14 protein-coding genes are annotated in these 12,983 nt (G+C 72.5%); 6 read left to right on the top strand and 8 right to left on the bottom strand.

The genetic code is table 11. The features are described from left to right. Positions 1 to 458: 458 nt before the first annotated feature. Positions 459 to 1,217, top strand: coding sequence for a lysophospholipid acyltransferase family protein (locus tag ACF059_RS30190; protein ID WP_392063273.1), 759 nt, complete (start codon positions 459 to 461; stop codon positions 1,215 to 1,217). Here the strand turns inward: ACF059_RS30190 and ACF059_RS30185 are convergent. Together ACF059_RS30185 and ACF059_RS30180 are read right to left on the bottom strand one after the other, a co-directional pair. Continuing rightward, on the bottom strand, positions 1,153 to 1,881 hold the full coding sequence (locus tag ACF059_RS30185; protein WP_392063270.1) for a hypothetical protein: 729 nt from the start codon (positions 1,879 to 1,881) through the stop codon (positions 1,153 to 1,155). The genes ACF059_RS30190 and ACF059_RS30185 overlap by 65 nt on opposite strands. Before the next feature lie 118 nt (positions 1,882 to 1,999). After that, positions 2,000 to 2,431 carry a GNAT family N-acetyltransferase gene (locus ACF059_RS30180; RefSeq protein ID WP_392063267.1) on the bottom strand — a complete coding sequence of 144 codons (432 nt, stop codon included), beginning with the start codon at positions 2,429 to 2,431 and terminating at the stop codon, positions 2,000 to 2,002. Positions 2,432 to 2,617: 186 nt separating this feature from the next. On the opposite strand from ACF059_RS30180, the gene ACF059_RS30175 reads away from it, so the two are divergent. Next, positions 2,618 to 3,034 carry a YciI family protein gene (locus ACF059_RS30175; RefSeq protein WP_392063264.1) on the top strand — a complete coding sequence of 139 codons (417 nt, stop codon included), beginning with the start codon at positions 2,618 to 2,620 and terminating at the stop codon, positions 3,032 to 3,034. Between the two features lie 104 nt (positions 3,035 to 3,138). Beyond that, complete coding sequence (locus tag ACF059_RS30170) at positions 3,139 to 3,321, top strand: hypothetical protein (protein ID WP_392063261.1); 183 nt, start codon at positions 3,139 to 3,141, stop codon at positions 3,319 to 3,321. A 17-nt stretch (positions 3,322 to 3,338) separates the two neighbouring features. Here the strand turns inward: ACF059_RS30170 and ACF059_RS30165 are convergent, their stop codons facing one another. Then, on the bottom strand, positions 3,339 to 4,844 hold the full coding sequence (locus ACF059_RS30165; protein WP_392063258.1) for an AMP-binding protein: 1,506 nt from the start codon (positions 4,842 to 4,844) through the stop codon (positions 3,339 to 3,341). A gap of 248 nt (positions 4,845 to 5,092) precedes the next feature. On the opposite strand from ACF059_RS30165, the gene ACF059_RS30160 reads away from it, so the two are divergent. Continuing rightward, positions 5,093 to 5,503: a rodlin gene (locus tag ACF059_RS30160; RefSeq protein WP_392063255.1), complete on the top strand. Its 411-nt coding sequence runs from the start codon at positions 5,093 to 5,095 to the stop codon at positions 5,501 to 5,503. Positions 5,504 to 5,739: 236 nt separating this feature from the next. On the opposite strand, the gene cynS is transcribed toward ACF059_RS30160, so the two are convergent. Continuing rightward, positions 5,740 to 6,210 carry a cyanase gene (gene cynS / locus ACF059_RS30155; RefSeq protein WP_392063252.1) on the bottom strand — a complete coding sequence of 157 codons (471 nt, stop codon included), beginning with the start codon at positions 6,208 to 6,210 and terminating at the stop codon, positions 5,740 to 5,742. Positions 6,211 to 6,270: 60 nt separating this feature from the next. Continuing rightward, on the bottom strand, positions 6,271 to 6,882 hold the full coding sequence (locus ACF059_RS30150) for a carbonic anhydrase (RefSeq protein WP_392063249.1): 612 nt from the start codon (positions 6,880 to 6,882) through the stop codon (positions 6,271 to 6,273). Positions 6,883 to 7,006: 124 nt separating this feature from the next. Here ACF059_RS30150 and cynR point away from each other — a divergent pair, with 124 nt between their 5' ends. After that, entirely contained in the window at positions 7,007 to 7,900 is an 894-nt protein-coding gene (gene cynR, locus ACF059_RS30145) for a transcriptional regulator CynR (RefSeq protein ID WP_392063246.1), read from the top strand. Positions 7,901 to 7,930: 30 nt separating this feature from the next. Here the strand turns inward: cynR and ACF059_RS30140 are convergent, their stop codons facing one another. Then, entirely contained in the window at positions 7,931 to 8,332 is a 402-nt protein-coding gene (locus tag ACF059_RS30140) for a two-component system response regulator (protein ID WP_392063243.1), read from the bottom strand. A gap of 97 nt (positions 8,333 to 8,429) precedes the next feature. Here ACF059_RS30140 and ACF059_RS30135 point away from each other — a divergent pair, with 97 nt between their 5' ends. Then, positions 8,430 to 8,717, top strand: a complete 288-nt coding sequence (locus ACF059_RS30135; protein ID WP_392063240.1) for a hypothetical protein — start codon at positions 8,430 to 8,432, stop codon at positions 8,715 to 8,717. 47 nt (positions 8,718 to 8,764) lie between these two features. Here the strand turns inward: ACF059_RS30135 and ACF059_RS30130 are convergent, their stop codons facing one another. Both ACF059_RS30130 and ACF059_RS30125 read right to left on the bottom strand, forming a co-directional pair. Continuing rightward, positions 8,765 to 9,124 (bottom strand): hypothetical protein, encoded by a 360-nt coding sequence (locus ACF059_RS30130; protein WP_392063237.1) that lies wholly within the window; start codon positions 9,122 to 9,124, stop codon positions 8,765 to 8,767. 264 nt (positions 9,125 to 9,388) lie between these two features. After that, entirely contained in the window at positions 9,389 to 12,862 is a 3,474-nt protein-coding gene (locus tag ACF059_RS30125) for a M28 family peptidase (protein ID WP_392063378.1), read from the bottom strand. Between the last annotated feature and the right edge of the window lie 121 nt (positions 12,863 to 12,983).

The following is a 12,983-nucleotide window of genomic DNA, read 5'->3' as shown; positions in this document are numbered from 1 at the left end:
GGGTCGGTTGGCGGAGTTTCGGCTGGGCGCTGTGCCGCTGCCTCGCCCTCTGCGGGGAGCGCGGTTCCCTCGACCTCCGGATCGTCCGAAGAGCCGCCCGCCACCGTTATCGCCTTCATCCACGCCCCGCCTTGCCCGCTCGTACCCGGCCGGCCGCCCCCACCGCGCACGCGGTGGCGAACAGCCCGCCGGTCTCTTCCGATTCCGTCGGCGAAGCCCCGTCGCGGAGCCACGCCGACCTGCTAGATGTCCGCCGCGCCCGCGGTCGTTCCCCGCCTCCGATCTTGTGACCGTTCGGTCATACTCCGACCTCCCCGCGCGCGGGCGACGCACCCACGCGCCGACGCCCGCAGCACCAGGCGGGGTTGAGTACGCCTACTCATGACCCCGCAGCGCCCCCGTCCGACCATGGACTCCGCCACCGCAGTACGTCGCCGCACCACCGAACGGGGCCGTCCATGCTCAGCCGAATCGCCGCCGCCGTCGTACCCGCCTTCGGGAACCTCACCGTCACCGCCGCCCCCGGCCCGCGGCCCGCACCGGGCAGCATCCTCGTCGCCAACCACACCTCCCTCGCCGACCCCGCCGTCGTGGTCGCCGCGCTGCGCCGGTACGGGATCGAGCCCGTCATCCTCGCCACCGGCGGCCTGTGGCGCGTACCGCTGCTCGGCGCCGCGCTCCGGCGCGAAGGGCACATCGCCGTCCACCGCGGTACCGCCCGCGCCGCCGACTCCCTGGACGCCGCGGCCGTCGCCCTCGCCTCCGGCCGCAGCGTGCTGCTGTACGGCGAAGGCCGGCTGCCCGTCCGGCTCGACGCGGGGGAGTCGGCCCCGGGCCCCTTCCGCAGCGGCCTGGCCCGGCTCGCCGCCGCGACCGGCGCCCCCGTCGTGCCCGTCGGCCAGGCGGGCGCCCGGCGCCTGTGCTCGGGCAGCGGCGCCAAGCAGCTCGCCGGAGTGCTCACCGCCCCGCTTCGCAGGCCCTGCGTACACGTCCACATCGGCTCGCCGTTCCACCTCCCCGACCGTCCCGACCGGGTACCGGAGGCCACCGAGCGGGCCCGGAAGGCCGTCACCGCAGCCTGGCGGACCGCAGCGCACGCCCTCGGCGAGCCGGTGCCGGGGACGCCCTGCACGCCCGAGGACGGGACGGGCCTCAGCGGGTGCTGTGCCCGAGGTTCACGTGCGCCGCGGCCTCACGGTCGCCGTCCGTGTCGATGAAGGACACCATCACCGGGGTGCCGCCCGTCGGCCCGCCCGCGGTCGCGCTCAGCCGGTAGCGCTCGACGCGTACGGTCTCGCGGGCGAGCGGGGCGCCGCCCGTGAACTCGGACGGTGACTTGGCGTCGTTGGCTATCCGGAGGGCGGCCGGGCGCCAGGCGCCCGAGGCCGGATCGAAACGCTCCAGCAGGAAGCCCGGCCCGCTGCCCGGCTGGTCGCCGGGTTCGCCGACGAGGAACTCCATCTGGAAGGCGACCAGGAGGTGGCGGTACGCGGCGGAGTTCCCGTTCCGCAGGGTGACGGTGAACTCCTGCGGCGCGCCTCCCCGTACGAGGGCGAGCCGGCCGCCCCGGGTGTCGACCGCGACCGTCAGCCGCGTGGGGACGGCGGGCGGTGTCGTGGCCCGGGTCGTGCTCGGGGCCGACGGCGTGACGGGCCCGGCCGGGGAAGCGGAAGCGGTCGCGGAGGCGGATTCGGGAGCCGTGGCCGTGGCCGAGGCCGAGGCCGAGGGGGAGGGCGACGCGGACGCGGGAGAGGACGCCGCGGCCGGAGCCGCCGCCGTGCCCTTGCCGGCCCCGTCCGCGCACCCGGTGGCGCCCGCCAGTAGGACGGCCGCCACGGCGACCACGCCCAGGCCCCTGCGGGGCCCTGCGGATACTGGCATGAAACGGTTCCCCTCGCGGTCGGCAGCAGCAGGAACCTAACAAGCGGCCACCGGCCCCACGAGGCCGATCCGGACTCGGGACGACGACGGTTCGGTCACGGCGTCACAGGTCACGGCGTCAGACGAGCGGCTTGTCGAAGGAGAAGGCCGTCACGGACATCCGCTCGCGGAAGTAGAAGCGGTGGGCGTCGGTCCGCTGCGTGCCGGACTCCAGCGTCAGGACCGTGCAGCCGGCCGCCCTGGCGTGGTCCTCCAGATGGGCCAGCATCGCGCGGCCCACGCCGGTCGAGCGGGCGGCGGAGGCGGTGACCAGGTCGTCGACGAAGAGCATGCGGACCGCGGACGTGTTGGCGACGACCCGCCAGCCGGCCGCGCCCACGCAGGCGCCGTCCGCGTCGTACGCCGCGGTGAAGCGCAGCCCCTGGCCCCGCCCCTCCGCGAGGATCGTGCGGAAGAGCTCCGAGGTGAGGTGGGGCCGCAGTTCGACCAGTACGGGAAGCAGGTCATCGGTCAGCCGGGGATCGCTCGGCTCCAGGTCAATGATCTTCATCGGGCCAGCGTAATCGGCCCCTGCCCGCCCTGTCCGGCCCCCTGCCCGCCCTGTCCGGCCCCCTGCCGGGCCTCCCGCCCCCCGCGCGCGCGGACACGGCCGACGTGTCGCAATGGAAGCGATGGCTCCGACGTCCCATGCGAGAGGCCCCGGACCGGGGCCGGCCGGCAGAAGGAGTGGAACCCCATGAAGTACATGCTGATGGTTCTCGGCAAGCAGGCCGACTACGACGCCATGGCCGGCAAGGCGAGCAGCGGCAGCCCGGCCTGGTCCGAGGCGGACCTCAAGGCGATGTTCGACCACATGAGCTCCCTGAACGACGAGCTCACCGCGTCGGGCGAATGGGTCGACGGCCAGGGCCTCGCCGAACCCCGACAGGCCCGCCTCGTGACCGCCGGCCCCGACGGCGCCCCCGTGATCTCCGACGGACCCTACGGGGAGGCCGCGGAGGTGCTGGCCGGCTACTGGATCGTCGACGTCCCCGACTTCGCCCGGGCCGCCGAGATCGCCGCCCGTGCCTACGCGTGCCCGCTGCCCGAGGGCGCACCGAACTACCCGGTCGTCGTGCAGCCGGTCGACACCACCTCGGGAACGGAGACGTAACGACCGGTCCCGGCCCGCGGAGCGGTGATCCGCAGTCCGGAACCGGGCGTCCGCATGACGGACATGGTCCACGGTTGTCACACCCGCCGCCTACTCTTGATCACGTGAGCCCGACCCCTGACCACAGCCACGCACCGGAACGCTCCCTCGCCGCGATCAACGCCGACATCCGCTGCCTCTTCGCCCGCGCCGAAGGCCGCCTCAGCGACGCGGAGCGCATCCGGCACGCCACCCTGCTGGGGGAGTGGGCCGCGGCGATAAGGGCCTCGGTCGTACCGGCCGCTTAGCCCCAGGAGCCCCGGCGCTACCGCCGGGGCCCGTCCGCACCGCCCGCCGCGCGTTCCCGCAGCCGCCGCTTGTCGGGCTTTCCCCGCGCGGTCAGCGGGATCGTCCGCTCCCAGAAGACCGAGGTCGGCCGGTGCGCCGGGGCCAGCTCCTTCTCCACCAGGTCGCAGGCCTCCGCGGCCGCTTCGGCGCTGGGGGCGCACCCCGGCGCCGGCACCAGGAAGGCGCACACCTCCTCACCCGTCAGGTCGCTGTGCCGCCCCACGACCACCGCCCGCGCCACGGCCGGATGCCGGGCGAGCGCGGCCTCGACCGGAAAGCAGTACACGTTGTCCCCGTCGACCATCACCACGTCCTTGACCCGGTCGTCGAGGTACAGGTAGCCGTCCTCGCCGAAGTGCCCGACGTCCCCCGTCCGCAGCCATCCGTCCCGCAGCGCCTCGGCCGTCAGCTCGGGCCGGCCCCAGTAGCCGGACATCATCGCCGCCGACCGCATCCACACCTCGCCGCTGCGTCCGGCCGTCAACGCCGCGCCCCCTTCGTCGCGCACCTCGACCTCCACGCCCGCGACGGGCCTGCCGACCGAGGCCAGCAGCTCGGGCCGCCCGCCCACCGCGGCCTCGTGGTCCGCGGGGGTGAGGCGGCAGATCACCGCGGCCTCGTTCATGCCGTAGCCCTGCTGCCAGCGGCCGCCCCAGCGGGTCACCGCCTCCCGCAGCCGGTCCGGGAGGATGGGCGAATCACCGTACGAGATCGTCTCCAGCCCGGGCACCCCGCGGGCCGTCACCGGGTCGTCCAGCAGCCGGTACACCATCGAGGTCGTCAGGTACGTGGACACCGGCCCCAGGCGGCGGCACGCGGCCGCGAACTCCCGCGTCCCGAACGGGTCCAGGAGCTCCACCCGCCCGCCGGCCCGCAGCTGCTCCAGGCACCGGCCGCCGGCCCGCTGCGCCAGCGACGTGACCGACACGTGGACCGAGTCCGCCCAGCTCGCCGGGCGTACGGTGTTGCGCGCGGCCATGGCCGCGAAGGTGGACGCCACGCCCTTGGGCCGCCCCGTGGTCCCGCCGGTGTAGGTCACCCGGGCCAAGTCGTCCTCGCGCGCCCGGACCGGCACCGCCGCGGCCTCCCGCTGCGCGGCCCGCCGCACCAGCTCGTCCAGGCCGAGCCGGGGCGCCGCGGTCGCGGGCACCGGCCCGTCGTGCACCACCAGGTCCGGTCGGCAGTCCCGCAGGATGAAGTCCAGCCCGTGCAGGGCGGGTCCGGTGAACACCTGGGTGAGCCGGGCGCCCAGCAGGTGGGCCGCGATCCGCACCAGCAGGACCTCGGCCCGGTTCGAGCCCGCCACGCAGGCCAGCCCCGACCCGCGTCCGACGCCCGCGTCGGCGAGCACCCCGGCCAGCCGGCCGGCGTGGTCGAGCACCTCCTGGAACTCCATGACGACCGGCCCGGCGCCGATCGCGGGACGCCCCGCGTACCGCTCCAACGCCTCGACCAGCTGTGTGACGTACCGTGCGGCCACCACCTGCGACCCGCCTCTCCCGCGCCCGCGTCATGGACGGCATCACGCACGCGTTCCGGATTCGTTCCCTCGGTTCCGCGCCCGCCCGTGAGACCGCCCGTGGCGCCGCCCGCTACCCCGCCCATCGTCCCCCGTACCCGCCCGCCCGCTTCGACATGCCGCTGTTCGGGTGAAGCGGCGGAACCTGTGGTCGCGCCGGGCGTTGATCAAAGCGCTCACCACCATGCACTCGTGCGACATAAGGACCCCTGATGATTAAGAAGATGATGGCCACCGCCGCAGTTACCGCGTCGATCATCGGCGCGGGCGCCGCCGCGGCCGCCCCGGCGATGGCCATCGGCAACGACAACGGGATCAACACCGTCAACGGCAATGGTTCCCAGCAGATCTACGGCAACCAGAAGACCCACGGCGACCTGAGCCCGCAGCTCGGCCTGGTCCAGGGCACCCTGAACAAGCCCTGCATCGCCCTGCCCTCCAAGATCAACGTCCAGTCGCTGGTCGGCGCGCTCAACATCGGCGTCCAGGACGTCAACATCCTGTCCAACCCGCAGAACCAGCAGTGCACCGAGAACTCCACCCAGGCCAAGGGCGACGAGCCGCTCTCGCACATCCTGGACAACATCCCGGTCCTGTCGGGCAACCTCTCGGCCGGCAGCTGACGCAGTCCCCTCTGCGAGCCGGGGCCTCCTGCGCCTGCGCGAGTGCCCACGGGGCCCCGGCTTGTTCCACCCGGATCCACGGATCCGTCCCGACCACTGGCGCGCGCCGGCCGAACGGCCGTCACCGTGGGCACCGCACCTCACGTCACAGAGCCTCCCGCCCGACTGGGCCGGAGGCTCTGTGGCATGGGTGCCCCGAGAGAGGGCCGGAAGAGAGGGCCGGAAGGCGTCCGGGCTCAGAAGGGCTTCGTCGGGAGGTACTTCCCGTCCAGCGTGATCACGGCGCGCTCGCCGCCGTCGGGGTCGGCGACCTTCTTGACGTCCAGCTTGAAGTTGATCGCGCTGATGATGCCGTCGCCGAACTGCTCGTGCACCAGCGCCTTCAGGGTGGTCCCGTACACCTGGAGCATCTCGTAGAAGCGGTAGATCGTCGGGTCGGTCGGGACCGCGCCGCCGATCGATCCGCGCGTCGGGATCGTCTGGAGGAGCAGGACCGCGTCCTCGTCCAGGTCCAGCATTCCGGCGACCGACCGCGCCGCGGACTCGGGCAGGGCGTGCTGGCCCAGCAGGGCGGCGGTGACGTAGGCGACCGACAGGCCCGCGGCATCGGCGAGTTCCTGCCAGGAGAGGTCCTTGCGGGTCTTGGCCAGGGTGATGGCGGCGGCCAGGTCCTGGCGGGCGGTGGGGTCGAACTGGGCGTGCGGCATGCGGAAGGTGTCCTTTGCGTGAGGATGGCGGTGTGGGAAGAAGGGGGGCGGTCGGCGGGGTCAGACGGCCAGGGCGGCCGGGTGGTCCGCGGCGGCGGCGACCTCCGCGACCCCGCCGGTCCGGATGTCGTAGACCCATCCGCGCAGGGTGAGGGCGCCCGCGGCCCGGGCGCGGGCGACCGAGGGATGGGTGGCCAGGTTCGTCAGCTGGGCGCGGACGTTCTCGCGGACCAGCGCGGCCAGCCGGTCCGGTCCGGCGCCCGCCGTACGGGCCACCGAGGCGTCCGCGTGCCGGAGCCAGCCCGCGACGGAGGAGGTGGCGCTCAGGTCCGTGCCCTCGGCCAGTGCGGTCATCGCTCCGCAGGCGGAGTGCCCGCACACCACGATGTCGCTGACGCCGAGGACGGCGACGGCGTACTCGATGCTGGCGGTCACCCCGTCCGGCCCCGGCGCGTAGGCGGGGACGAGGTTCCCCGCGGTGCGGATGACGAACAGCTCGCCCGGCTCGCTCTGGGTGATCAGCTCCGGCACCACGCGGGCGTCGGAGCAGCCGATGAACAGGGTGTCCGGCCGATGGGTCTGCGCCAGGCGGGCGAAGAGCTCCACCTTCGCCGGAAAGACCTCGTTCTGGAAGCGTGCGACGCCGTCCGAAAGATCGTGCTGGGCCTGCATGGTCACTCCCTCTGCTGGGATGCGCCCCGGGGGGCTTGACGTGTTCCACCATGCATGAGCTGCATCTATTGTGTCCAAGACGCACAATCCATCTCAGCCATTGTTCTCATCTATAGTCGGATCCATGGCTCTGGAACTGCGTCACCTGCGCTATCTGATCGCCGTGGCCGAGCACGGCAGCTTCACGCGCGCCGCCGAGGAGCTGCGGATCTCCCAGCCCACCCTGTCCCAGCAGGTGAAACAGCTCGAACGCACCGTCGGGGTCCAGCTGTTGGACCGCACCGGGCGCGCCGTGCGGCTCACCGACGCCGGTGCGACCTACGTCCACCACGCGCGCGGCGCCCTACGGGAGCTGGCGGCGGCCGAGCGGGCCGTCCAGGACCTGGCCGACCTCTCCCGGGGCCACCTGCGCCTCGCCCTGACGCCCACCTTCACCGCGTACCTCGTCGGCCCGCTCGTCGCCGGGCTGTACGCCGCCCACCCCGGCCTCACCCTCACGGTCCGCGAGATGCCCCAGGACCGCATCGAGGCCGGCCTGCTCGCCGACGAGCACGACCTCGGCCTCGCCTTCCAGGGGCCGCACCTGCCGGGCATCGGGGCGACGCCGCTGTTCACGGAGACCCTCAGCCTGGTCGCCGCCGCCGAGACCGGGCCCGGGCCACTGCCCGTGCGCGAGCTGGCGGCGCGCCGACTGGCGCTGCTCAGCGGGGACTTCGCCACCCGCGTCCATGTCGACGCCTACCTCGCCGCCCACGGTGTGCGCCCGCACATCGCGGTGGAGGCGAACTCCGTCCAGGCCCTCACCGAGATCCTCCGGGGCACGCCGCTGGCCACCGTCCTGCCCGACGCCGTCACGCACGACCACCCGTACCTGCACCCGGTACCGCTCGACCCGGCCCTGCCGTCCCGCACGGTCACCCTGCTGCGCCGGGAGGGCGCCTACGAGAGCGCCGCCTCCCGCGCCTTCACCGCCTTCACCGCCCGCCTGGTCCGCGAGCGCGGCTACCGCCCGGTCTGAGGCGCCCCGGCCCGAGCGGCGCCTTCCCGGTCAGGCCGGACCGGCCGCGGCCGCCGGCCGGGCGAGGCGCTCGACGCGGGCCATGAACTCGGTGGGGTGGAAGGGCTTGGCGAGGCAGTCGCTCACACCGGCCTCCAGCGCGCGGACCGTGCACTCCGGGTCCGCGGGGGGCAGCGCGAGGATGGGTACGCGCCCGTGCTCGGGATGGCGGCGGATCTCCTCGAACATCGCCACCTCGTCCAGGCCCGGCCCGGTGCGCTCGCAGATCACCAGGGCGACGGGGGCCTCGCTGCCCAGCAGGGCGATGACGTCCTTCCCGCTCGCGCCGTCGACCACGGCGAACCCGCGGGCCACGAGGAGGCGCTCCAGCAGGCCCCGGAGGGTGGGTTCCTTCGCCACGAGAAGGATCTTGTCCGGGGAATCGCCGCTCATCGTGTTCCTCTTCGTCTGCGTGCCGGGTCCCGCAGAGCGTACGAGGTGGGGCGTGTGCCCGACCGCTCCGGGGCACCTGATCGGGTAGCTTCGAAGCATGACCACTGAGCCGCAGAGCTTCGAGATCCTGCTGGTGCCCGAGCACATCCAGAACCTGGGCGGTGCCTCCGCGGCCGACCGGGCCCTGCGATCGGCCGTGGTCGAGGCGACCGGCGAGAGGGGAACCTCCGGCTACCCCCACTACCGCGGCCAGGGCGTGGAGGCCGACATCGACCCGGCGACGCGCACGGTCGAGTCCCTGCTGGTCGACGGCGCCGAGCTGGACTACGGACTGACCGCTCTGATCGCCCCCGAGGGCGGCGGCCGGGGCGCCCGCCGGACGTGACGGACCGGTCCTGACCGAGACCACGCGTCACTCGGACCGCTTCCGGCTCAGACCGCTTCCCGCTCGGGCCGCTTCTGGTCCAGGGACAGCGTGACGTCCAGGTTCTCGATGCGCACCCGCTCCACCTCGGGCTTGATGGCGAACTCACCGTGCACCTTGGTCTCGGTCACCACCTCGATGTGGGTTCCCGTCGGTGGCTTCTCCACGAGCCTCAGGACGAGCTCCTTCGGGTCCGGGTTGATGCCGGGATTCCCGTGGTCCAGCGTGAGTTCGAATGCCGGGCGTGGACAGGACAGCGTGCCGTCGATGGTGACGCGGCGCCGGTCGTCTTCGTAGGTCACTTCCGCCGTGAAGTCGTCGTTCGTGCCTGAGCACTGCGACGATCCCGTGTGCTCCGTACTCCCCATGACTCCTCCGAGGACTCATGACGTACTGGCGAAGGCCCGGTGACCACAGGTGCGAGGGGGGCGCCGGCGAGGGGCCCCGCGAACGTCGACCGGGCCGGTGCCCCCATTGTCTTCCGGCCGGCGGCCCGCTGCCACTCGTCAGGGGCCGGGGCGCGGGCCCCGGTCGGCGGAGGGCGCGTACCGGCCGGTACACGTCCGGCCCGGCCCCCGAGGTGCGGGACCGGGCCGGACTGCGTGCCGCTCGCGCGGGTCAGGCGGACGACATCAGCTCACCTGGACGGTGACGTCGTCCACGACGAAGGAGGTCTGCAGGGACTGGTCCTCCACGCCGTTGAACTTCAGGGTGACGCTCTGGCCCGCGAACGCCTTCAGGTCGTACGTCTTTTGGACGTAGCCGGAGTTCGCGTTCAGGTTGGAGAAGCTCTCCAGGGTCTGACCGCCCACCGAGACGGTGAACCGGTCGTAGGCGACGTTCTCGTTCTCGTCCGTGTCGATGTGGAGGAAGAACGAGAGCTGGTACGAGGCGCAGCCCGTCGGGATGGACAGCGACTGGGAGGCGCTGTCCGTGTGGGAGGAGCCGTATCCGTTCAGCCAGGCCTTGTAGCTGCCGCCGTGCGGAAGCTGGCCGGACTGGTTGGTGATCACGCCGGAGGTTGCGGTCCACGGGCTGGAGCCGCTCTCGAAGCCGCCGTTGACCACGAGCTGGCGCGGTGTGCAGCCGCCGCTCCCGGTGACGGTCAGCGTGTAGGTGGTGGTGTGGCTGACGGTGCCGGAACCGGTGACCGTCAGGGTGTAGGTACCGGGAAGGGTGCCCGCGCCAACCTGGACGGACAGCGCCGAGGAGCTGCCGGACTGGACGGACGTCGGGCTGAGCGTCGCGCTCACGCCCGCCGGGGCGCCGGAGACGGAGAGCGCGACGGTCTGGGCGGCGCCGCTCACCGTGGAGGTGTTGACCGTGGCGGAGGTGGATCCGCCGGGTGCCGTGCTGCCCGCGGACGGGGAGACGCCGATGGAGAAGTCCTGCGCGGGGGTCTCACCGCCGACGGCCTGCTTCCAGACGGCGTAGGCGACGCCGTCGGCGCTGCGGTCCAGCACCGTGGCGTTGATGTTGTTCGTGGTGTCGCAGGAGCTGTGGTAGCAGGGGTCGTAGGCGGCGTTCGCGGTGCCGCCCCACTTGGTGGCCTGCGCCGAGGTCTTACGGGCGCTGGCGCCGGCCGCGTAGCCGGAGGTGGGGATGCCGGCCTGCTGGAAGGAGTAGTCGTCGCTGCGGCCCTGGCCCTCGGTGTTCTCCTCCGGTGCCAGGTTCAGCGAGGTCCAGTACGCCTTGAGCGGGGCGGCGGTGGTGGAGTTGAGGTTGTTGATGAAGTAGCCGCCGTTGGTGGAGGCGACCATGTCGAAGTTGTAGTAGCCCTTGATGGCGGCCTTCTGGGTGCTGCTGAGCTGGCCGACGTAGAACTCGGAGCCGTTGAGGCCCTGTTCCTCGTCCGTCCACCAGGCGAAGCGCACGTGCTTGGACATCGTCGGGTTCTTCTGGGCCAGGACCAGCGCGTTCTCCAGCAGGGTGGCCGAGCCGGAGCCGTTGTCGTTGATGCCGGGGCCCGCCGAGACGCTGTCGAGGTGGGCGCCGAACATGACGACCTGGTCGGCGGGGCCGCCGGGCCAGTCGGCGATCAGGTTGTTCGACGGGTAGGTGCAGGAGGAGCAGTTCTGTTCGGTGACGGTGTAGCCGGCGGCCTGCAGCTTGCCCTTCACGTAGGCCAGGGACTGGGTGTAGCCGGCGCTGCCGGCCCGGCGGTGGCCGCCGTTCTGGGTGGCGATGGTGTTGAACTGCGCCAGGTGCGCCTGCACGTTGGCGACGCTGATGTCCGGCGGGTCGTTGCCGGGCTGGGTCCCGCCCACGTTGAGCGTGTAGTCGACGGTGTGGGAGAGGGTGGCGCCCTGTCCCTTGATGACGACGGTGGAGGCGCCGGGCGCCGCGTTGGAGGTGGCGGTCAGGGTCAGCACCGAGGACTGGCCGGACTGCACCGTGGCGGGGTTGAAGGAGGCGCTGACCCCGGACGGCAGGCCCGTCGCGGTCAGCGTCACCGACTGGGCGGTGCCGGTGGTGACGGTGGTGGCGACGGTGGTGGTGACCGTACCGCCCTGCTGGACGGTGCCCGACGACGGGTTCAGCGTCATCGAGAAGTCGTTGTTCTGGCCGCTCGGGGTGCAGGTCGGGTCCGCCGACTGGGCGGGCACGCTGATGGCGTCCCAGGCCGCCTTCGTCTTGTTGAAGAGCCCGCAGGTGGCGTCGAGCGACTTCGCTGAGCTCAGCGTCGCCGTGCGGTACTTCTTGTAGGACATGCTGCTGGTCTTGAGCAGCATGCCGCCGTAGAAGATCTTGCCGGCGTTCTGCACGCCCACGCCGGTCAGCGTGGTCTGGTTGCAGGTGCTGCTGCTGGGCTTGCCGCCGCCCGGGTTGGTGCCTTCGGCCAGCAGGTAGAACCAGTGGTTCAGGGGGCCCGCGGCCGCGTGCACCTCGGTGCCGGGTATCGCGGAGCTGTAGCAGGCCGGGTCGTTGTTGACGGCCGGCGGGTTGTACATGTTCCGGATGGGCCCGTCGCCCACGAGGTTGATCACCTCGCCGACGGTGTAGTCCGGAGTGTCGTACGGGGAGGGCTCGTTGATGTACGCCTCGGTCAGCGCGCCGAAGATGTCGCCGGTGGCCTCGCCGAGTCCGGACTCCTGCCCGCTGGTGCCGCCGGGGGTGTTGGAGTCGATGGCGTGCCCGTACTCGTGGGCCACCACGTCCACGCCGGCGATCCACTCGCCCGCCTGGTTGTGCCCGATGGTGACCGAGCTGCCGTCCCAGTAGGCGTTCAGGTCGTTCAGGCCGACCTTGCCGGGGAAGTGGCGGCCGTTGCCGCTGATGCCGTTGCGGCCCAGCCACTGGCCGAGCATGTCCCACTGCTTCTGCGCCGCGAACATCAGGTCCGTGCAGCCGGTCTCCTTGCTCGTGGGGTTGCCGGTGCCCCAGGAGTCGGAGGACTTCGTGAAGACCGTGCCGCTGCTGTAGTCCGCGCAGCTCAGGCCGGTGCGGTTCGGGTCGCGCAGGGTGTAGGTGGAGCCCGAGTTGATGGTGTCGATCGTGAGCGGGTTCGGGCCGTTCCACTTGCTGTTGCCGGTCCCCGCGACCACGTCGTCGTAGCTGTCGACGACGGAGCCGGTCCGCGCGTCCACGAAGACGTGCAGCTTGCTGGGAGCCGTCTTGGTCCGGCCGATCAGCACCGTCTCCCAGGCCAGCACCGGCTTGTCGTCCTTCAGCCGTACGACGAGCCGGCTGCTGTCGACCTTGTCGACGGCGGTCAGCTTCGCGCGCGACGTCGACTCGGCGTCCTTCGCGGTCACCGACGGCCGGGTCGCGACGTCGATCCGTACGGAGGAGGCGGACTGGAGGGTGCGCACCTTGCCGGAGCCGTCCGCGAGCACGACCGCGTCGCCGCCGACGACCGGAAGGCCGCGGTAGCTGCGCTCGTACGCGACGGAGTAGAGGTCCTGCACCCAAGGGGTGACCATGCGCCGTTCGTAGTGTTCCTGGGAGGAGTTGACCAGGGAGTCCAGGCCGCTGTCTACGGCGCGGTCCGCGGCCGCGACCGCACGTGCGGCCGGTGTGTCCTGCGGGGACGGGGCGGGCTGCGCCTGCTGCGCCGCGGATGCCGTCCCGGCCAGGGCGCCGGCGAGGCTCGCGGTCAGCGCCATGGCCGCCACGGCTGCCGTCCATCTGGTGGGCTGCAACGTCCACTCCGATCGTGGGGGGTCGGGGATGCGTGTGCGTTCGCGGCCGAGTATGAGCGTGAACATGACGAGATTGGGACATCCC

This window comes from Streptomyces sp. NPDC016562 (genome assembly GCF_043076955.1).
Classification (GTDB): Bacteria; Actinomycetota; Actinomycetes; order Streptomycetales; family Streptomycetaceae; genus Streptomyces.
The sequence above is the reverse complement of the archived record's forward strand: the minus strand, read 5'-3'. Positions and strand labels throughout refer to the sequence as shown.